At 60.8% G+C, this 20,917-nt stretch carries 18 protein-coding genes; 9 read left to right on the top strand and 9 right to left on the bottom strand.

Annotated features, from left to right (window positions below; genetic code table 11):
* Positions 1–11 precede the first annotated feature (11 nt).
* Positions 12–1,772 carry an arsenical pump-driving ATPase gene (gene arsA, locus TU80_RS28775; protein WP_057005951.1) on the bottom strand — a complete coding sequence of 587 codons (1,761 nt, stop codon included), beginning with the start codon at positions 1,770–1,772 and terminating at the stop codon, positions 12–14.
* Between the two features lie 462 nt (positions 1,773–2,234).
* On the opposite strand from arsA, the gene TU80_RS28780 reads away from it, so the two are divergent.
* The 5 genes from TU80_RS28780 (at position 2,235) to TU80_RS28800 (ending at position 8,139) form a co-directional block, all read left to right on the top strand.
* Positions 2,235–2,756 carry a fimbrial protein gene (locus TU80_RS28780; RefSeq protein WP_057005952.1) on the top strand — a complete coding sequence of 174 codons (522 nt, stop codon included), beginning with the start codon at positions 2,235–2,237 and terminating at the stop codon, positions 2,754–2,756.
* Between the two features lie 94 nt (positions 2,757–2,850).
* On the top strand, positions 2,851–3,531 hold the full coding sequence (locus TU80_RS28785) for a fimbrial biogenesis chaperone (protein ID WP_057005953.1): 681 nt from the start codon (positions 2,851–2,853) through the stop codon (positions 3,529–3,531).
* Between the two features lie 182 nt (positions 3,532–3,713).
* Positions 3,714–6,194: a fimbria/pilus outer membrane usher protein gene (locus tag TU80_RS28790; RefSeq protein WP_082643914.1), complete on the top strand. Its 2,481-nt coding sequence runs from the start codon at positions 3,714–3,716 to the stop codon at positions 6,192–6,194.
* Positions 6,195–6,207: 13 nt separating this feature from the next.
* Positions 6,208–7,173, top strand: a complete 966-nt coding sequence (locus TU80_RS28795; protein ID WP_052735766.1) for a fimbrial protein — start codon at positions 6,208–6,210, stop codon at positions 7,171–7,173.
* Between the two features lie 168 nt (positions 7,174–7,341).
* The gene (locus tag TU80_RS28800; protein ID WP_057005955.1) at positions 7,342–8,139 is read left to right on the top strand and encodes a DNA/RNA non-specific endonuclease; all 798 of its coding nucleotides are present in this window, start codon (positions 7,342–7,344) and stop codon (positions 8,137–8,139) included.
* 24 nt (positions 8,140–8,163) lie between these two features.
* On the opposite strand, the gene dmeF is transcribed toward TU80_RS28800, so the two are convergent.
* Positions 8,164–9,084, bottom strand: a complete 921-nt coding sequence (gene dmeF, locus TU80_RS28805) for a CDF family Co(II)/Ni(II) efflux transporter DmeF (protein ID WP_057005956.1) — start codon at positions 9,082–9,084, stop codon at positions 8,164–8,166.
* A complete protein-coding gene (locus tag TU80_RS28810; RefSeq protein ID WP_017849380.1) occupies positions 9,081–9,356 on the bottom strand; it encodes a metal/formaldehyde-sensitive transcriptional repressor in 276 nt (91 codons plus the stop codon). Before TU80_RS28810 ends, dmeF begins: the two co-directional genes overlap by 4 nt.
* A gap of 139 nt (positions 9,357–9,495) precedes the next feature.
* Here TU80_RS28810 and TU80_RS28815 point away from each other — a divergent pair, with 139 nt between their 5' ends.
* The gene (locus TU80_RS28815) at positions 9,496–10,707 is read left to right on the top strand and encodes a YeeE/YedE family protein (RefSeq protein WP_046486823.1); all 1,212 of its coding nucleotides are present in this window, start codon (positions 9,496–9,498) and stop codon (positions 10,705–10,707) included.
* 54 nt (positions 10,708–10,761) lie between these two features.
* Here TU80_RS28815 and TU80_RS28820 read toward each other — a convergent pair whose 3' ends face one another.
* The 6 genes from TU80_RS28820 to TU80_RS28845 form a co-directional block, all read right to left on the bottom strand.
* A complete protein-coding gene (locus TU80_RS28820) occupies positions 10,762–11,802 on the bottom strand; it encodes an alpha/beta hydrolase family protein (RefSeq protein ID WP_057005957.1) in 1,041 nt (346 codons plus the stop codon).
* 145 nt (positions 11,803–11,947) lie between these two features.
* Positions 11,948–13,969 (bottom strand): FIST N-terminal domain-containing protein, encoded by a 2,022-nt coding sequence (locus tag TU80_RS28825; protein ID WP_057005958.1) that lies wholly within the window; start codon positions 13,967–13,969, stop codon positions 11,948–11,950.
* A 341-nt stretch (positions 13,970–14,310) separates the two neighbouring features.
* On the bottom strand, positions 14,311–14,667 hold the full coding sequence (locus tag TU80_RS28830; protein ID WP_017849375.1) for a VOC family protein: 357 nt from the start codon (positions 14,665–14,667) through the stop codon (positions 14,311–14,313).
* Between the two features lie 75 nt (positions 14,668–14,742).
* A complete protein-coding gene (locus TU80_RS28835; protein ID WP_046382610.1) occupies positions 14,743–15,993 on the bottom strand; it encodes a flavin-containing monooxygenase in 1,251 nt (416 codons plus the stop codon).
* Between the two features lie 88 nt (positions 15,994–16,081).
* The gene (locus TU80_RS28840) at positions 16,082–16,531 is read right to left on the bottom strand and encodes a type II 3-dehydroquinate dehydratase (RefSeq protein ID WP_057005959.1); all 450 of its coding nucleotides are present in this window, start codon (positions 16,529–16,531) and stop codon (positions 16,082–16,084) included.
* A gap of 54 nt (positions 16,532–16,585) precedes the next feature.
* The gene (locus tag TU80_RS28845) at positions 16,586–17,008 is read right to left on the bottom strand and encodes a RidA family protein (RefSeq protein WP_017849372.1); all 423 of its coding nucleotides are present in this window, start codon (positions 17,006–17,008) and stop codon (positions 16,586–16,588) included.
* A gap of 196 nt (positions 17,009–17,204) precedes the next feature.
* Between TU80_RS28845 and TU80_RS28850 the strand changes: the two genes are divergently transcribed.
* The 3 genes from TU80_RS28850 to TU80_RS28860 all read left to right on the top strand — a co-directional run bounded on the left by TU80_RS28850 (position 17,205) and on the right by TU80_RS28860 (position 20,917).
* Positions 17,205–18,179 (top strand): LysR family transcriptional regulator, encoded by a 975-nt coding sequence (locus TU80_RS28850; RefSeq protein ID WP_017849371.1) that lies wholly within the window; start codon positions 17,205–17,207, stop codon positions 18,177–18,179.
* Positions 18,180–18,501: 322 nt separating this feature from the next.
* On the top strand, positions 18,502–20,019 hold the full coding sequence (locus TU80_RS28855) for an amino acid ABC transporter permease/ATP-binding protein (protein ID WP_046486813.1): 1,518 nt from the start codon (positions 18,502–18,504) through the stop codon (positions 20,017–20,019).
* A 25-nt stretch (positions 20,020–20,044) separates the two neighbouring features.
* Entirely contained in the window at positions 20,045–20,917 is an 873-nt protein-coding gene (locus TU80_RS28860; RefSeq protein WP_017849369.1) for a phytanoyl-CoA dioxygenase family protein, read from the top strand.

Consider the following 20,917-nt stretch of genomic DNA (forward strand, 5'->3'; position numbering starts at 1 on the left):
CGAGCGACACTTCAATCCAGCAAGCGCTTCAACCCGGCGACGCCAACCGGCGGCTCCACTGTCCACGGCACTACGATGACAGCATGGTTGGTTTCTTCGGCCACTCTCGCCATTTGTTTGCGCTCGCTATCCAGGCGCGCTCGTAGCAGCGGGTCTGTCGTATCGGTGGCCAGCAACGACTTATTGACCACCCAGGCAAACGGTTCGATGTCGGCCCTGCGCAAGTCATCCTGCAGCGCCGCCGCCTGCGACACCGGGGTGGCTTCGGGCAGCGTGACGAGGATGATCTTGGTGTAGTCCGCATCTTGCAGGCGCATCAACGGCGTGACGATGTGGTCCGAGGCTTTGCCTTTGAATTCGCGAACCATCTGGCGGTGATAGGCGCCTGTGGCGTCCATCAGGAGCAGGGAGTGACCTGTGGGGGCCGTGTCGAGTACCACGAATGCACTTCTGGCTTGCGCAACCACACGGGAGAATGCGTGGAACACCGCGACCTCTTCGGTACACGGGGATTGCAGATCCTCGATGAGCAAGGCGGTTTCGTCTTCCGTCAGGCTTGGCGCGCGGGAGGCGACGATCTTGTCCACGTACTTTTGGGTCTCGACCTTAGGGTCGATGCGGCCGACGCTGAGTCCCTGCACATCGGCATTGAGGGTTACCGCCAGATGCGCCGCAGGATCTGTCGTACTCAGGTGTACGGACTTGCCATGCTGTACCAGTCCCAGGGCGATGGCGGCGGCAATGGTGGTTTTGCCCACGCCGCCTTTGCCCATGACCATGATCAGGCCGCGCTGGTCGTGGGCTAACTCGGCGATCAATTCCGCGAGTGCGTGATATTCCAGGCGCGACGGTACTGGGCTTGCGATGCTGGCTGGGACAGCAAGCTCGGGTGTCAGCAGTGCGCGAAGCGCGGGCAAGCCAACCGAATCCACGGCCTTGAGTGGGATGTAGTCGGCTGAAAGCTGGCGCAGTGACGCGGGCATCTCGTCGAGCGCCTGCTGGCCCATAGCTTCGATCGCGGCGGCGATCGGGTCATTCAAGTCGCTGCGTTTAAATACAGCATTGACCACCAGGCGCTGGTGGTTCAAGCCCAGTTCACGGAGTTCGTCGCTGGAGCGTGCAGCCTCGCTGAGCGCGCCTTTATCAGGGCGCGTCACCAGAACAACGGTAGTCAGGGCTGGATCATTGAGCGCCACTAATGCCTGATTGAACAACTGCTCCTGCATTTTCAAGCCCGAATGCGGCCCCAGGCATGATGCGCCACGATCGTTGCCTTTTAGAAAACCGCTCCACGCTTTTGGCAGGCTCAACAATCTGAGCGTGTGCCCCGTGGGCGCGGTATCGAACACGATGTGGTCATACGCCGCGCTGCCCTGCGACAGCAGGTGGGAGAACTCATCGAAGGTTGCGATTTCGGTCGTGCATGCCCCGGAGAGTTGCTCACGCACCAAGGCGATGTCTTCATCGCGGGCCTGGTCGCCCATTTGCTCGATCACCCGGGCCCGATAGTCAATTGCTGCGGTCCCTGGGTCGATATTGAGCACGAACATTCCAGGCACGTGCGGCACCGCGACAGGCTGATTGCTCAGCTCGACGCCGAGCATCTCGTCAAGGTTCGAGGCGGCGTCCGTGCTGACCAGCAGTACCTTCTTGCCTGCCTCGGCCAGGGCGAGTGATACCGCGGTTGAGACCGACGTTTTGCCGACACCGCCCTTGCCGGTGAAGAACATATATCGGGTGGGTTGATCGAGCAATTTGAGGGTGGGCTGCATGACACGCTGACTCCCTTGCGGAGCATGACTGGGTTTTGCAGTTTAGACCGATGTTCAGAATCGCCAATGGGGTCATATCAATCAAACGGTAATTTTTACCGTCCTGATAGAGGAGTGTTCTGTCGGAAGAGGGCGGTAATCCACAGCCCAAGTGAACAGCCTGTTTGGCTGGTTTTTGCCCTGCGGATCACATCGTCGAGCGTGCTGCAATTCAAATAATTGGAAAACAGAGAAAAGCCCCACAGCACACGCCGATTTTTCGACGTAGGTATTTCTTTAAAAAGCCTTGATCATCGACGCCGCTCTCTCACAACAAGAGGGCAAATCTGAAAAGCAAAGACGAGCTGGCTGACAGTCATCCGCCTGTGGAGTTGTTTGCTCTAGAAAAAGGTTGGCATTGAGACTTGCTCCCCAGTAGTTAGTTGAATGCCTGCATAACTTGACGTGATAAGGAATAGTCGTGTGAATAAAAAATTAATCGTATGCACATTGTTGGCGAGCTCTGCATTTTCGGCGCTCAGCCATGCGGCGGACGGCACTATTAACTTCACCGGTACGATCACCGATGCCGCGTGTACTGTTACACCCGGTACTGCCAATCAGACGGTGACAATGGGGACGGTCAGTTCAACGGCATTGGCCAATGTCGGCGATACCGCGGCCCCGACCCGGTTCGATATCGTCCTGACTAACTGCCCGGCCACGGCCACCAGCGCGGTCGTAAAGTTTGATGGCCCGACCGACGGGAATAACAGCAGTTTGATTGCCCTGACGAGTGGGGCTGGAACCGCCGAGGGTGTGGCGATCGGTGTGTATGAGGGGGATGCCGCTACGTTGATTCCCGTGGGCTCCCCGTCCGTCAGCAAGCCTCTTTCTCCGGTAGCCGACACCACCTTCAACTTCTTCGCCAAATATGTGGCAACCGCTCCAGTGGTGGCCGGTTCCGGCAACGCCGTCAGTGATTTCACAGTTATTTATAACTGATCACTAAGACAGGCCGGGCACGCTGCTCGGCCTTCTCAACAAGTGGGTTTGCTCACGTGCAGGCTTGAGCAAAGCGTCGGTAGGAGATACGTCGATGGGGTGGCTGAAATACATGTTAACCGCCGGCCTGCTGGTCGGTACGGTGCATACAGCTATTGCGGGTGTGGTGGTGGGGGGCACGCGGGTGGTGTACGACGGCTCAAGGAAAGAAGCCTCGATTTCGGTGAAAAACACCGAGAAGACCAAGCCGTATCTGATTCAGTCATGGGTCGATGACGGGGCGCAGACTGCACTTGGCAAGGCGCCGTTTATCATGACGCCGCCGCTGTTTCGGCTGGATGCCGAGCAGGAGAATGTGCTGCGCATCATTCGCACCGGAGGGGATTTTCCGCAGGACAGAGAGTCGGTGTTCTGGGTGAATATCAAGTCGATTCCCGCCTCGGAAAAAACCGAAGAAAACCAACTGCTGATTTCTGTGAAGAGTCGGATAAAACTCTTCTATCGCCCGCCGGGAATGCCAGGAGAGTCGCTGAATGCTTATAAGGCACTGGTCTTTACGCGGGTAGGTAAAGCGTTGCAGGTCAACAACCCTACGGCGTATCACGTGTCTTTTTTTCGCGTGAGCGTGGGTGACCAGGTTATTAACGATGCCGGTATGGTTGCTCCCAAAAGTACATTGGCCTGGCCGATGCCGGAAGGTGCAAGTGGAGCCGTCAGTTGGCAAGCCATCAATGATTATGGCGGTATTACGCCGCAGGCCAGTGCGCCACTCTAATTCATAAGGGCTGTTAGTTTTAACGGCTACCTGTTTCGTTAATGCGTTGGATCAACCGCCCTTTGGTGTTGGGGTGGCGGGCACTGTGTTGCCCGGATTGCGGGGCTTCTTATATGAACGCTATAAATAATGGAATGCTACGCCTGAAACTAAAGGTGCTGGCCGCGCATGCACTCAAATGCATGATAGGCATTACGCTGTGTGCGTCCAATGCGCTGGCGCGCGAGTATTTCAATGCCAGTGCCTTGGAGATCGACAATGCAGAACAAACGTGGGTCGACCTCGACGCATTCTCCAATCAGGGCGGGCAGTTGCCTGGAAGTTATTCAGTGGACCTCTACTTGAACGACCGACGAATAGCCAGTCGCGATATTAACTTCGTTGCGCTGGACGGTCTGTTGCAACCTGAACTTACCCCACGACAATTACAGGAGATGGGCGTCAAGTTGCAGGCGTTTCCTGCGTTGCGCGAACTGCCCCAGGAAACCCCCATCAGCAACCTGCAGGCATACATTCCAGATGCGGGCAGCGTGTTCAACTTTCATCAGCGCCGTCTGGACATCAGCATTCCCCAAGCGGCGCTCACCCGTGAAGCACGCGGGCAGATTGATCCTGAACAGTGGGACCAAGGCCTGCCGGCCGCGCTGCTCAATTACAGTTTCAGCGGCGCGAACACTCGGCGCGAAGGGCGTTCCGGCAGCGATGACAATTACTACCTGAACCTGCGCAGCGGGTTGAACCTGGGCGCCTGGCGGCTACGTAACTACTCGACTTACACCCAAGGTGACAGCCGAGCCCAATGGGCCAGCCTCAATACGTACCTTCAGCGTGATGTGCATTCGTTGAAGAGCCAGTTGGTCGTGGGGGACAGCTTCACGCCGGGGGAGTTGTTCAACAGCGTGCAGTATCAGGGCATTCAATTGGCCTCGGACGACAACATGTACCCCGACAGCCTGCGTGGGTTCGCCCCGGTGGTGAGAGGCATCGCCCGCAGCAACGCCCAGGTGACGGTGCGCCAGAACGGTTACATCATCTATCAGACTTATGTGCCCGCCGGCGCATTCGAAATCACGGATTTGTACCCCACGTCTTCCAGCGGCGATATGGAAGTCACCATCACTGAGGCCGATGGCAGCGTGCGCAGCTCGATTCAGCCTTTTTCGGCGGTGCCGGTGATGGTCCGGGAAGGGCGCTTCAAGTATTCGTTGGTCGCGGGCGAATACCGTTCGACGGCGAGCAAGAGCAGCACCCCCGCATTTGCCCAGGGTACGCTGATTTACGGGTTGCCCGGTGACACCACCGTGTACGCGGGTGTCCTTGCCTCGGCGAAGTATTCGGCGACGTCCTTGGGTGTCGGCCACGGGTTTGGCGAATGGGGCTCGCTTTCCATGGATGTGAGCCAGGCCCGCACCGAGTTGCGCCAGGGTTCCCGGCACGATGGCCAGTCGGTACGCTTTCAATATGCGAAGGATGTCGCGGCCACCAACACCACGTTCACCCTGGCCGGTTACCGTTATTCCACCAGCGGTTATTACGATTTCCAGGAAGCCAATGAGATCGACCCCGGCAACTTCAATGACTGGCGACGCCTGTATAACCGGCGCAGCCGTGCGCAACTCAATATCAATCAGTCCCTGGGCGAATACGGCAACTTTTATATCAATGGTTATCAGCAGGACTTCTGGCGACAAACCGGTTACGAACGGAGCCTGAGTGCCGGTTATAACCTGAGCCGGGGCGGCGTGACCTACGGTTTGAGTTATGCCTACACGCAGACCCCCGCGTATAACGGGCGCAAGCGCAATGACCAGCAACTGGCATTCAATATCCAGTTGCCGTTGGGGAGTGCTCTGCGTAATAGCTGGGTGAATTACAACCTGAATACCGATGCACAGGGAAAGACCGCCCACGAACTGGGGCTCAGTGGCGCGACGCTGCCGGACGATAATCTGATCTACAGCGTCAGCCAGGGCTATGCCAGCCCAGGGCAAGGCAACAGCGGCAATGCTCACGCGACGTATAAAGGCTCTTACGCGGAAACCAAGCTCGGTTACAACTACGAGCGACACTCCCGACAACTCAACTATGGCGCACAGGGTGGCATCGTTGCGCACCCGTTCGGCATTACCTTCTCCCAACCCCAGGGCGAAACCATGGCGCTGGTGCGCGCGCCTGGCGCTGCCGGGGTCAAAGTGCAAAACAACACCGGGGTCAATACCGATTGGCGCGGTTATGCGCTGGTTCCTCATGTCAGCACCTATCGTCGCAACCGCATTGCGTTGAGCACCGAAACACTGGCCGATGACATCGACATCGAGGCCAATACCCAATCGGTCATCCCGACCCGTGGCGCCTTGGTGCTCGCGGATTTCCAGACCCGCGTCGGCAGCCGGGTACTGATGGCCCTCACATATCAGGGAAAACCCGTCCCGTTCGGCGCCAGCGCAACGCTGGTGCAAGAGTCGACGACGTTTGCCAGCAGCGGCATTGTCGGCCTGGAAGGGGAGGTTTATCTAAGCGGCATGCCGGAACAGGGTGAAGTGAAGGTTCAGTGGGGCGAGCAAGCGGACCAACAATGCACGGCAGCTTTTGTTTTACCGATATCCATTGAAGGGTCGCAGCCGTTTTCAATCATCAGGACGTTATCGGTGTCATGCAATTAATCGAGGGCTTTTTATGCTGGGTGTACAACGGACGCTGATTAGGTTGTTCTGTTTTGGCAGTGCGGCATGGGTTTTAACGGTGTTATCGAATAACGCATTGGCATCGTGCCGTTTTTACAATGGCGTGTCGTCGGCGTTGACGCGAACGGTAAATTTTGGAACGTTGATTGTCCAGCGTGATACTCCCATCGGCACGGTTTTGGCAACCGCCAATACCGGCGCCTACAATGGTGGCCGGTATTTTTACGGCTGCAGTGTGAATTATGTGCATCGCTTTGCAATGGAACAGTTCAGAGTCATCAGTGCATATGGGAATAATGTATACAACACCAATATAGCGGGTGTGGGGATTCGTGTATTATTCTTCGGCGGCGCTATGCCTTACGATGTCAACTTTAACGGGCCCAGCACTGTTGCGCTGCCTGAACCCGGAATTACCGTGCAGTTGGTAAAAACCACTTCGGGGGCAGTTGGGGCCGGTGTTCTGACGAATGGAAGACTCGCCTCAGGCAGTATCGTTAATTATTTTTATGCTGCTTACGCCAGCCTGTCCGGCAGCAATACCATCATTCCCGTCGCTTGTTCGGTCTCCAATACGTCCATCCCTGTGCCCATGGGCAATGTGCCGCGAAGCCAGTTCACCGGCCCGGGAAGCGCGGGAGATGAAATCAACTTTTCCATCCCGCTCGACTGCGATGCCAATACACGGGTCAAAGTTGCCCTGGATGGCAACGCCCACAGCTCCGGGATTGCTGGGGTGCTGGCACTGAATGCGTCTCCTACCGCCGCAACCGGAGTTGGCGTAAGGCTCTACTACAACAATGCCCCCGTCACGCTTAGAACGCCGATTGCCGCGGGCACTACGGTCAGCGACGGCCCCTATGCAATCCCGTTGGTGGCACGTTACTACCAGACCGATGCCAACGTTACCGCCGGCCAGGCCAACAGCACCGCGACGTTTACCATGACCTACAACTGACCAAACCCGGAGGTCGGACGTAGCGCTGCGGGGTGTGGGAATTTTCTGCTGTAATGCCGGGGCTAGAGCAGGCGCGGCCCTGCGGCACTAACCTGGTTTTTCACGGTCAACAGCCCCCGCACCATCGTTGATGGTTGTCGGTTTATCCTCAGCCAAAAGATCTAGAACATGTACCTACGCAACATTGCAGTCGGGCTGTCGGCCCTTGTTTTACTCTCGACCGCGGCCCATGCCCGCAGTCTGCCTGACCTCTACACGGCCACCGAACAACGTGCCTCCTTTGATGGCTGTGCCGATCTTTTCCCCGCCGCCAAACCCATCAACACTGCCACCGTGCCCGCCAGCTTGCGGCCCCTGGCCCTGTGTTCGGACAATTTTGCGGTGCTCTATTCGCAGACCAGCAAGACGCCGCTGGTGGTGGTCGAGCGCCTGAACGCCGAGCAATTGCAGGATGCCAAAGGCGAGGAGCGCACCAACCTGTTCTACCCCGACCCGCGCATCCCCAAGGATGGCCGTGCAGAGTTGAGTGACTACCACAGCCAGCATCCGGCCGTCGACCGTGGCCACCAGTCGCCGGCCGCCGACGCACCGAACGCCCATGCCATGGCGCAGTCGTTTGCACTGTCGAACATGGTGCCGCAAGACCCTACCAACAACCGTAAGATCTGGAGCAAGGTCGAGGCGGATGTGCGCAAGTTCGCCAAGCGCGCTGGCGGTGATGTGTTTGTGTTCACCGGCCCGTTGTTTGACCCCGGCTACGGCACCATCGGCGACAACCAGGTCTGGGTGCCGACGCGCCTGTTCAAGCTGGTGTACGACGCTTCGTCGAAACGCGCCTGGGCTTACGTGCTGCCCAACGCGCAGACGCGCATCCAGCGGCCAATGGACTATGACGCGTTCGTGAAGAGTACCGGGCTGAAGTTGCTCGGTAATCTTCCGGTCTCCGGGTCAGTAGGGCGCACGTAAGAGGGGGAGTCACCCAGCGTCGTGCTACGCCACATCGAGCGTGCGAAACTCGACGGTGAGGTGACTCACTTCATGCACCGGTTTGAGGCGCTCGCGAATGCTGTCGGCATCCGCTGTGGAGCGGCCGACAACGCTCACGATTGCCGCATGCACACCGGGCCCTACCTGCCAGACGTGCAAGTCGGTAATCGTCGCGTCGCCCGGTTGTTCCACCAGCTCCCGGATCTCCGCAGCAACATGCTCATGGGTCTGATCGAGTAGTACGCCGGCAGTCACGCCCATCAAGCTCCAGGCCCAGCGTCCGATCACGATGGCGCCGACGATACCCATCAACGGGTCGAGCCAGACCCAACCCAGGTACCGCCCCGCGAGCAGCGCAGCGATTGCCAGCACCGAGGTCAGTGCATCGGCGAGCACATGCACATAGGCGGATCTCAGGTTGTTATCGTGGCCATGGTGGCCGTGGGCATGTTCGTGTTCGTGGTCATGCCCGTGGCTATGACCGTGGCCGAGCAACAGCGCACTGACGATATTGACCACCAGCCCCACCACGGCAATCAACGTCGCGGTGCCGAACTGCACGTCGGTCGGTTGCAACAGGCGCATGACCGACTCGATGCCAATGCCCAGGGACACCAGCGCCAGGATCAGCGCCGAGGCAAAGCCGCCCAGATCACCGACCTTGCCGGTGCCGAAGCTGAACCGCGGGCTCGACGCATGGCGTCGGGCATAGGCGTAGGCCGCGGCGGCGATGCCCAACGCACCCGCGTGGGTGGCCATATGAAAACCGTCGGCCAGCAGGGCCATCGAACCGGTGAGGGCGCCGGCGGCGATTTCCGCGACCATCATCACCACCGTCAACATCACCACCCATAAGGTGCGCTTGGCGTTTTCTTCGTGGGCCGAGCCGAGGAAGACATGCTCGTGGGTATGATCAAGGCTCATTTGGAGTACCGCCGAATGGCTTCAAGCAACTCTTCGACGCCCTGGTTGCGTTCTTCCTCGCTGAGGGATGGGTCCGCCACATGCGCCCGGGCATGTTCTTCGATGATTTCTTCCATCAAGCCGTTGATGGCGCCGCGTGTGGCGGCGACCAGGTGCAGGGTCTTGGCGCAATCGCTGTCCGATTCCAACGCTCTTTCCACCGCTTGAATCTGACCGGCAATGCGCTTGACGCGCTTGATCAGACTGTCTTTGTTGGCCGCTATATGGCTCAAAATATACCCCCCCTACCTATGAGGCGCGGAGCATGGCATACCCCGCCCCCCTATGCAATCTTCCGCCGAGAGACAGACCCTCTCGGTTTATACTCGACGGTCTGGTCATCAACCCCCTTCAAATGAATTGAGATACCTCATGAGCACCTCTCTTTCCACAACCTCTGCGCGCAAGCCTGTCGCGCCCCTAGTGGCCTTTGTGCTCCTGGTGCTGGGCGCCGTGTTCCTGCACAACCTTGTCGGCATGCGCCAGGTGCTGTTGCTGGTCGTCGGCGCGGCGCTGGGCTTGACCCTGTACCACGCCGCCTTCGGTTTCACCTCGGCCTGGCGCGTGTTTATCAATGACCGGCGCGGCGCCGGTTTGCGTGCGCAAATGGTGATGCTGGCGATAGCGGTATTGCTGTTCTTCCCGGCGCTGGGGGCGGGCACGTTGTTCGGCCAGCCGGTGGTCGGGCTGGTAGCGCCGGCCGGGGTATCGGTGGTGTTCGGCGCATTTATTTTCGGCATCGGCATGCAGCTGGGCGGCGGCTGTGCGTCGGGCACCCTGTTCACCGTGGGCGGCGGTAATGCGCGCATGTTGGTGACGCTGTTCTTCTTTATCTGTGGTTCGTTGATCGCCACGCACCATGTGGGCTGGTGGTTTGCACTGCCGGCGTTTCCGGCGACGTCGATCGTCAAAAGTGTCGGCGTCATGCCGGCGCTGCTTCTGAACCTGGCGGTGTTCGGCCTTATCGCAGCCGTCAGCGTGCGCCTGGAAAAGGCCCGTCATGGTCAACTGGAAGCCGGCGTGACCAGCGAGCATCAAGGCTTGCGCCGCTTCCTGCGTGGCCCCTGGCCCTTGGTGTGGGGCGCGATTGGCCTGGCCCTGCTCAATTACGCAACCCTGGCCCTGGCCGGGCGACCGTGGGGCATCACCTCGGCGTTCGCGCTGTGGGGCGCCAAGGTGGCGAGTGGCCTGGGTGTGGAGGTGGGCAGTTGGGCGTTCTGGCAAATGCCGGGCAACGCCAAGGCCCTGGCCGCGCCGGTGTGGGAAGACATCACCAGCGTGATGGACATTGGCATCGTCCTCGGTGCGCTCCTGGCCGCCGGCCTGGCCGGGCGTTTCGCCCCCAACCTGAACATTCCTGCGCGCTCGCTGATGGCGGCGGTGATCGGTGGCCTGCTGCTCGGTTACGGCTCGCGCCTGGCCTACGGTTGCAACATCGGCGCGTACTTCAGCGGCATCGCCTCCGGCAGCCTGCATGGCTGGGTGTGGCTGGTGGCGGCGTTCATCGGCAACAGCGTCGGCGTGCGGTTGCGCCCGTTCTTCTTTGCCGGCGAGCGGCCGCAGGTGGCGTTGAGCGGGTGCTGAGAATGCCCGCACACATGCTGCCCCGATGCGCTTTGTCTTGAGCCGCCCTTTGTTTTAATTGTGGGGTGTCGGCTGCAGAAACTGTGTGATCAGCGCAACGACCTGCTGCTGGATCACCTGCCGTGGCCGCGCGCCGTCGCCGTCCCGGCAGATCACGCCATCGCCTGGCGAATCTTCCTCAATCAACGCCACCGCGCCGGGCTTGCAGATCGACATAAAGCTGAAGTGGGTGGCGTCGCTGATCGCTACGTAGCGCGTCGAGGCTGTTGGCAGGCGCCTGGCCAAGTCGGCGGACTCCAACTCGGCGGGCATATCCTCCGAGGGCACCGCTCCCGCGATCACCAGCGTCGGCACTGACAATGCGGCCAGGCTGGCGTCGGTCATACCGCGTGACAGGCCCAGGTCCAATGACACCACGGCGCTGACGCGCTTGTCGCGCAGGTCCGCGGCCAGTTGGGCCTTTGCGGCTGGCGTGTTGGCGGGGTTGATCTGGTGGTAGACGATGCAACCGCCCAACTTCGGGTGTGCGTCGCAGTCCTGGGCGAAAAGGTCGGGGTCGAACCGCGCCCCGGCGAGTTCCATCACGGTCCAGCCACCGAGGGAATGACCTGCCGCAGCGATCCGGTTTTTGGCGACCGCGCCAAATTGCTTCGGCTGCGCCAGCACCGCATCGATGGCCCGGCTCACGTCTTTGGGCCGTTGCCATAACTGCGCGGCGGCTTGCGGGCTGCGATCCCTGGTGGTGGTGCCCGGGTGATTGACCGCTGCGACGATGTAACCCCGGTGCGCCAATGCACTGGCCAGCCACGCCTGATTGCCCCAATTACCGCCGTAACCGTGGGAGAGCACAACCAGCGGATGCTCGCCGCTCGCCGGCGGTGCGTTGGGCACCGCGAGGGCGCCGATAAAAGCCACGCTGTCGGCGATCGGTTCGGCGGTTGCGGTGGTGGCGGCGGGGTACCAGACGACCATCTCTAGCGGACGCTCATGGTGAGCATCGGCCAGCGTAGCGGTTTGGAAGCCGATGGCGTTGTCGACCGCGAGCGCGGGCGTGGTCAGGCAGATCAGGAGCAGAGCGGTGAGGGCGGTTTTCACGGTTTCTATCGTCCTTGATGTGAGCGCCGCATCATAGCCTGAAAGGCGGCCCAGCCAGATACTCGCGAGCGGCCCAACACGCGCGCCCTCTGGCTGAACACGCTGTTCCCGCTACTCGAACATCCGACATCGACCCCGTGGGGACCTACGCATGCGTAAGCCCAGTCAGCGTATCCGCAATCGTCTTGGTCCGTTGCGCGGTCCCCTCGGTGGCGCGGCTTGACGCCTCCAGCGCATCGAGCATTTCGCGCAAGGCGCCGACGCCGCTGGACTGGTCTTCAATCTGCTGGGCAACACGCTGGATTTCGCCGGACAGCAGGTCGATATCCACACCGATTTCCGCCGCATTCTTGCGGGTGATTTCCGCCAGCTTGCGCACCTCATCCGCCACTACCGCAAAACCGCGGCCCAGGTCGCCTGCGCGCGCGGCTTCGATGGCGGCGTTGAGCGCCAGCAGGTTGGTCTGGCCGGCGATTTGCTGAATCACCTGCACAATCGACTGGATACGCAAACTCGAACCGGCCAGGGTCCGCGCGCCGACTACGGCATCGTCCGCCTGGCTGGACAAGCCCTCGACCGTCGCCCCGGCCTTTGCAGACACGCTGTTCTGCTGGTCGATGGTGCCCACCAGTTCGTCCATCGAGGCGTGCAATTCGCCGGAGTAATGCTTGATCTGCGAGGCGATTTCCGCCTGTTGACGTTCGGCCTGGGCCAGCACTTGGCCGAGGTCTGCCAGGCCCTCGAACACCGGCAGGATATTGCTGTCCAGCCCGCGGGTATTCAGGGCGCCGCTGAAGTCATTGTTTTTGAACGCGGCAATCTGCTTGACCACCACATGGTTCAATCCGGCCAGCTTATTTACCTGGCGGCGTAGGAAGAAGGCTTTGAACTCGCCGTAGTGCGCGATGAAGTTGTCCAGGTATTCGTCGCTGTAGCTGGCGCCCTTGGCCACTCGAAAGAAGAAAATCGCGGTCAGGGTCTGGTTCAGGTTCAGGCCAAGGATTTCACCGAAGGTCGACAGCCCCGCCAGCGGCACATCGCCAAACGTCCCGGCCATGCTGCCCAATTCGCTGGGGTTGTTCAGCCTGCGCAAAATGCAGTCATTGAGAATGCCCGCCACCGGCTGGCCGCCCTTGCCGCGCAGGAACTGCGCGTAGTCCGTGCGGGTGGCCTCACGCAACGGCGTGCGCCGCACCATCACCAGCTCCTCGCCGGGGGCCACGTCGCAATACAGCTGGACGATCTGCTGTTCATAGTCGATCCGTGCGATGGAGCGCACGAACAATTCATTGCCCACGCGGATGGCAAACGAGAAATCCGCCAACTTCGCTTCCAGCGCCTGGGGCGCGCAACTGAACGCGTCACACAGCGCCTGCACCATGCTCTTGATATTGCCCGCGCTGTCGATCACCTGGTCAATCGTGCGGTCTTCTTCGGAGGCGGTCAGCACGCTGAAGGTCAAGTCAGCCGGTTTGAAATTCTGGCTTTTAAATACGCCAAAACGCACATTCGCGGCGGTTTTCAGGAACACGATCTGTGCGTGGTTCTGATAACTGCGCTGGCCGTCATGGATCAGGGTTTTCTGGAAATCCAACTTACCCCCGGCCGAACCGCCGACAAACAGGCAGGGGAAGCGCCCCGACTCATACAGCGCCTCCATGAAAAACGACTCCGACGCGGACAGCCCATCGAACACCACATAGGCCAGGGTGTCGCGATGGTCGATCGGCGTGTGTGCCTGTACCCGCTTGATATTGCTCGTCAGCTTGGCAATCCGCTCCTTCATCCCCATGCGCTTGCCGCCGCTGCGGATGTCCTCACACTCCAGCGGCACCATCACCACCTCGGCCGAAGCGATCAGGCTGTCGTCGAACAACTGCAGGACAATCCGGTCCCAGCGCTCGCCGGTGGTGCAATACAGCGAATTCGCCGCGTTGCACAACTCGCCAGCGGTGGTACACAGGCTGATGCTGGTGTGGGGAAAGCGACGCTTGAGCTTGGCGGCAATCTGGTCGATGTCCAGGTGCGGAGAGATGAAACCGGTGATCAGCACGGGCGTGATGCGCAGGTTGGCCAATGAGGATTCCAGTTCATTGGCGGTGCAGGTGAGGGTGGCGGTGCCTTGTCGATCGGCCCGGGCTTTTTTTAGAAGGTTGAGTGGGTTCATGGCGGCGGGCTCGATCCAGTGAGGGGCGCATGCGTTGGGCTTGCGGTTAATCAAGTTATCGGCCGATATGGCGGGGGCTGGAGCCGTAACAGAGGGGGTGCGACAAAGTGAACAGGACAATTTATTGCCGCCATTTAACTGGCGAATAAGTGTGCCCCCTTTATCGCGGATCAGTGTAGGCGTTGACTGACAACTTCACCGGTCTTGACACCTTCCAGCCAGATTTCCCATTGATTGAGGCCAATATACTTTGCGCGCGCAATTGTCTTTTGGTCGCGGGCGCCATTGAACTCAAGGTCGGCAAACATAAAGTGTCGAAGCCGCTGGTATTCCAACTGGATCTACGGTTGCGCGGTCCACACGGCCAGTTCATAGCCGTCGGGATCAATGAAGTGGAACCTGCTTCCACCGGGGAACGCAAAGGTTTCGCGGGAGATCACCGCGCCCAGAGCCTTGAGCCGCTGTTGCGCGTCTGCGAGATTATCCGAATACAAGATGATTAAAGGGCCGCCCGGTCGAACCGGCTCCCCGGTGGTGAAACCACCGGTCAGCCGGCCATCGCTGAACTCGGTATAGGTCGGGCCGTAGTCGACGAACGTCCAGCCGAAGGCGTTGCCGTAGAAGGCTTTGCTGCGGGCAATGTCGCTGACATTGAACTCGATATTGTCGATCTGTCGATCTTGACCACGAACGCTCATGGTTGCCTCCTTGGCGAATGTCCAAAGCGGCGATTGTAACGGTTCGAGCGTTGAAATGTCGCTGGGAACAAGGCGCTAAGCCTTGCCATACGCCATGTACTCGTTCTGCAACACGATGTGATCCGCCACGTACTTCGCATCATGCCAAACCCCATAGATAAACGACGACGCCCGGTTCACCAGGTTTGGCAGGCCCAGGAAATAGATCCCGCTCTGCGCCGAAATCCCGCGTTTGTGGAACGGTTCGCCGTTCTCGTCGAACGCATCCACCTTCAACCAACTGAAGTCGAACTTGAAGCCGGTGGCCCATAGGATCGTGGTCACGCCGGCTTCGGCCAGGTCCAGGCTGAGGGTCGGGTTCAGCAGGCATTGCGGGTCGGGCAGCAGTTCCCAGGCTTGCGGTTCTTCGGGGAACGGCAAGCCGTTTGCCTCGATGTACGCATCGGCGTCGCGCAGTACGTCGAAGTACGCCCGATCGCCCTGCGCCACGTTGGCGGCCAGGCCGGGGGCGAAGGTCATGACGCCAGCGTTCCACTGTTCGGTGACGCCCACCAGGTTGATCCCTTGATGCGCGAGGCGGCGGAAGTCGACGGTCTTGCCGCCTTCGTAGCCGCTGACGGCAAAGGCCACGTGTTTTTTCTTCGGCTGGATTTTGACTTCGTCCCACAGGCCCAGGGCGCCGAGCCACCAGCAGTAGTCGCGGCCGCGGTAGGCGCGGGGAGGGCGGTAGTGTTCGCCGACCGAGAGGTACACGGTTTTGCCGGCCTTTTGCAGTTCTTCGGCGATTTGCGCGCCGGAGGCCCCGGCGCCGACCACCAGCACGGCGCCTTCGGGCAGTTGGCCGGGGTTCTTGTAGGCGCAGGAATGCAACTGATGCAGCGGCGCGGTGGCGGGGACGATGTCCGGGATCGAGGGGCGTTGGAACGGGCCGGTGGCGGCCACCACGTTAGCGGCCTCGATCACGCCCGCCGAGGTGGTCACCTTGAAGCCGGGGCGCCCGACATGGCGCTCCACTTGCTGCACTTCGACGCCGGTACGCACCGGGGCGTTGAGCATTTCGACATAGGCTTGGAAGTAGTCGGCCATGCGCTCCTTGGGCGGGAAGGCTTCGGGGGAGATGCCGTCGAATTTCAGGCCGGGGAAGCGGTCGTGCCAGGCCGGGCCGTTGGCGACCAGCGAGTCCCAGCGCTCCGAACGCCAGCGCTCGGCGATGCGGCTGCGCTCCAGCACGATATGCGGCACGCCCATCAGGGACAGGTGTTCGCTCATGGCGACGCCGGCCTGGCCAGCGCCGACTACCAGGGTGTTGATGGTTTCTACTGACATAGGAAGGGCCTGAATAGTAAGAAGTCTGTCTGAAAAGAACGGGCGCGGTCGCGGTGGACCGCCAATGTGGACGCGTGGGTGATACCGTTCACTGCGGCGGCTCTGCGAGCAGTTCGGCCACCGCCGTGAGTGCCAGTTGGTAACCCAGCGCGCCCAACCCGGCGACCACGCCGGTGGCGGCTTTGGACACGTAGGAGTGATGCCGGAAGCTTTCGCGCTTCCAGATATTGCTCATGTGCGCTTCGATGATCGGGCCGTCGAACGCCAGCAGTGCATCGAGGATCGGCACCGAGCTGTAGCTCAGCCCGGCGGCGTTGATCACGATGGCGTCGGCGTTCAGGCGGGCCTCTTGAATCCAGTCCACCAGCACGCCTTCATGGTTGCTCTGGCGAAAGTCCAGGGTCAGGCCCAACTCCGCGGCGTGGCCCTGGCAACGCGCTTCGATGCTGGTGAAGCTGGCACTGCCGTAGGTGCCGTCCTTGCCCAGCCCATAGAGGTTGGCGTTGGGGCCATTGAGGAAGTACACGGTGTGGGGCATGAGGTTCTCCGGCTTATTCGGCGAGGTGCAGCACGAGGTGGGCGTCGGCCGCCTTCATACGCTCCAGTCGTCCGGCACCACGGCGATCACATCGATCTCCATCAACCACTCCGGTTGACCGAGGCCGGAAATCACCAGCCCGGTGGAAATCGGGAACACGCCCTTGAGCCATTTGCCGACCTCCTGGTACACCGGCTCGCGGTAGCGCGGGTCGATCAGATAGGTGGTGGTCTTGACGATATGGGACAGGTCGGAACCCGCCTCCTCAAGCAGTTGCTTGACGTTTTTCATGGCCTGTTCGGCCTGGGCACGCGGGTCGCCGAGGCCGACCAGGTTGCCGTCGAAATCGGTGCCGATCTGGCCGCGCACATAGATGGTGTTGCCGGCGCGCACGGCCTGGCACAGGTCGTTGTCCAACGCCTGGTTGGGATAGGTCTGTTTGGTATTGAACATGCGGATACGGGTATGAGTGGGCATGGCGAGCGACTCGTCGGCAGCGGGATGCAATCAGCTTCACATCGCCGGTCGCCGGACGAAACCAGCATTTGTGCGGGGTAGTGCTTAGGAAAAACCGAAGCCCGTGCAGGTCATCGCCCTGCGCAGGGCCCGCGCCTATCCCGGCATGAACCCTGCAACGCGCTGGGCATACAGTCATTACCGAGGTACAGGCCTGATGCTCAGTCGTATCACTCAGCGCCAACTGGAATATTTCGTCGCGTCGGGCGAGGCCGGCAGCATCAGTGCCGCGGCTGAACGCATCCATGTTTCGTCGCCGTCGATCTCGGCGGCGATCACTCACATGGAGGCCGAGCTGGGCATCCAGCTGTTTATCCGGCATCACGCCCAAGGCATTTCGCTGACGGCCGTGGGGCGCCTGGTGATGCAAGAAGCCAAACAGATCCTGGAGCAGGTGAGCAACCTCTACACCATCGCCTCGGAGTCGTTGAACACCGTGCGCGGGCCGCTGCGCGTGGGTTGCCTGGAGTCGCTGGCGCCGATGATCACCCCCGAGCTGGTGTTTGGTTTCGGTCGTGCGTTTCCCGGCGTGCGCCTGACCCAGGCCGAAGGCAACCACGAGGAACTGCTGGAAAAACTGCGCAGCGGCGAGCTGGACATCGCCCTGACCTACGACCTGGTGACCAGCCCCGACATCGATTTCCAACCCCTGGCGCACCTGCCGCCGTATGTGATGGTCGGCGAGTACCACCCGCTGGCGAGTCTGTCGGCGGTCAGCATGCAGGACCTGGAGGCGTACCCGGTGGTGCTGCTCGACACGCCCTGGAGCCGCGACTATTTCCTCAGCCTGTTTATGCAGGCAGGCACCACGCCGAACATCATCATGCGCTCCACCAACCTCGAAACGGTGCGCGCCATGGTCGGCAACGGGATCGGTTATTCCTTCGCGAATGCGCGGCCCAAATCGAACCTGTCCCAGGACGGCAAACGCGTGATCCGCCTGCGCCTGGCGGGCGCGCACCGGCCGATGAAGCTGGGCTACGCCACGGCGAGCAACACCCAGCTGTCGCGTGTGGTGTCGGCGTTTGCCGAGCGCTGCCGCATGTTTGTGTCCGACCAGTACATCCCCGGCATGGCCCCGCCGAGCTTTTTTGACCCGCATGCGGTGCGCTCGCTCAGCAGTGTGAGCTGAATTTGCACCAAAAGGTGGCGTGTTCGGCGCGGTGAGTTCAGGCGCGCACCCTTTCGGTCAGGGCCTACAGCCTATCCAATGTGGGAGGGGGCTTGCCCCCGATTGCAGTGGGTCAGCTTGCTGATGTGTTGCTGATGCGCCGCTATCGGGGGCAAGCCCCCTCCCACATTGATTTTTGGTGGTTTCGAGGGTGGCGGCGGGCTGCGTAGGTTCTGCCTACCCAGTGGACCGGGTTTTACGAATTGACCCCAAGGGCCCGTCCCCACGACTCTGAATTCATTGACGCAGATCAACTTCTTTTTTGGGGCAGGGCAGCGCGACGATGACATTCGACTGGAATTATATGTTGGGGCTGCTGGGTGACGCCGAGTTCTGGCGCGCAACGTGGACGGTGATCAAGCTCAGCACCCTGACCTGGGTCTTGAGTATCGGTCTGGGCTTTCTGCTGGCGCTGGCCAAGCAATCCAGACATGGGCTGCTCAGCGTTCCTGCGCGTGGCTATATCTGGCTGTTCCGCAGCCTGCCGTTGTTGGTGCTGTTGATCTTTATCTACAACCTGCCGCAAGCGCTGCCCGGCACGTCGGCGATTCTGGCCGACCCGTTCTGGTCCGGCCTGTTGGCCCTGGTGATCTGCGAAACGGCGTATGTGGCCGAGATCCATCGCGGCGGTCTGCTCTCGATCCCCAAAGGCCAGGGCGAGGCAGCGCGGGCGTTGGGCTTGAAGTTTTTCGGCACCCAATGGCGCGTGGTGATCCCCCAGGCGGTGCGGGTGGCGCTGCCGTCTCTGGCCAACGAATACATCTCCATCGTCAAGCTCACCTCGCTGGTGTCGGTGATCTCGCTGACGGAAATCCTGATGGTCGGCCAGCGCCTGTATTCGCAGAACTTCCTGGTGATCGAAACCATGGCGGCGGTGGCGTTTTTCTACGTGTTTATCGTCACCGTGTTCGACTTCCTGCTCAAACGCCTGGAGCGCTTTCTCGACGTCAACCAACGCAATGTGTCGCGGGTTCCCGATGCGGCGGTGCTGGCGCTGGCCACGCAACAACGGGTTGCGCTGCAACGTCCGGCAACCACCGGGGCCCCGGCGCTGCAAGCCACGCGGCTGCACAAGGCCTACAACGACATCGAGGTGCTGGGCTCGGTCAACCTGCAGGTCCAGCCCGGTGAGGTGGTGTCGGTGATCGGGCCGTCGGGGTCGGGCAAAACCACCTTGATTCGCCTGCTCAACGGCCTGGAGCAACTGGACAACGGCGAGATCAGGATCAACGGCCAGCCGTTCATCCACCTGAACAAAACCGGCGCGCAGAAACCGCAGTACGTCGAACACGCCGAGCATCGCCTGAACATCGGCATGGTGTTCCAGAGCTTCAATCTGTTCCCGCACTTGAGCGTGCTCGACAACCTGCTGATGGCGCCGAAATACCACGGCCTGGGGCGTACCGACGCGCTCAAGCAACAGGCCTACGCGCTGCTGCACAAGGTTGGCATGCTCGACCATGCCTGGAAGTACCCGCACCAACTCTCCGGCGGCCAGCAGCAACGCGTGGCCATCGCCCGCGCGTTGATGATGCGCCCGCAGATCATGCTGTTCGACGAGCCCACCTCGGCGCTCGACCCGGAGAAAGTCAACGAAGTGCTGCAAGTCATCGAAGCCTTGGCCGAGGAGGGCATCACCATGGTGATCGTCACCCACGAGATGAATTTCGCGTTCAAGGTCTCCGATCGGATCGTGTTCATGGAGAAGGGGCGTGTGGTCTGCGACGACACGCCTGCGGTATTGCGCAGCGGCCAGAACCCACGCGTGGAGGCGTTCCTCAAGGACGTCTCGCTGGCGTGACCCTCTAACGTTCAGGAAAAACAAAATGATCGAGCAACATCAAATCGAGCAGTTCCAGCGCGACGGCTACCTGGTGGTGGAAGGCGTGTTGTCGATGGACGAAGTGGCCGCGTTGCAGCACGACTTCGACCAATGGGTAGAAGAAAGTCGCCGCCATGACCAGGGCTGGGGCACCACCGTGGATGGCCGCGCACGCTTCGATCTGGAGGGCGACCATCGCGCCGATCACCCGTCGCTGCGGCGGGTCAGTTCGCCCACCGAGATTTCCCCAGTGTATGAGCGCGTGGCGTTGCATTCACGCATGGCGGCGATTTCCGCGCAGTTGATTGGCGCCAGTGGCACGCGCTTTCACCACAGCAAGATCAACTCGAAGCTGCCCCGCACCGCGACCCAGGTGAAGTGGCACCAGGACTTTTTATTCACGCCCCACAGCAACGACGACATCATCACCGCCTTGCTGATGGTCAGCGAAGTGACCCCGCAAAACGGCCCGCTGAATGTGATCCCCGGCAGCCATAAAGGCCCGCTGTGGTCGCACTGGCAGAACCAGCGTTTCACCGGCGCGGTGGACGATGCCGTGGTCGCGCAACACTGTCGGCAACCGGTCGCCTGCTACGGCCCGGCCGGTTCCGTGTGCTTCATGCACACCCGGCTTTTGCATGCCTCCAGCCCTAACGAGACCGAACTGCCGCGCACCCTGTTCATCAGCGTCTACGCCGCTGAAGACGCGCTGCCATTCGGCGAAAACCCTCTGCCCAGCGCACATGCCGGCCTGCTGGTGGCCGGTGAAGAAAGTGGCTTGATACGTTCCACGGACAACCAACTGCGCTTGCCGCAGAAACCCCGTGGCGCGTCTTTCTTCGTGCAACAGGCCGGACAAGACTCTGCCACTGCCTAA

The sequence above is a fragment of the Pseudomonas veronii genome (genome assembly GCF_001439695.1).
GTDB classification, from domain to species: domain Bacteria; phylum Pseudomonadota; class Gammaproteobacteria; order Pseudomonadales; family Pseudomonadaceae; genus Aquipseudomonas; species Aquipseudomonas veronii.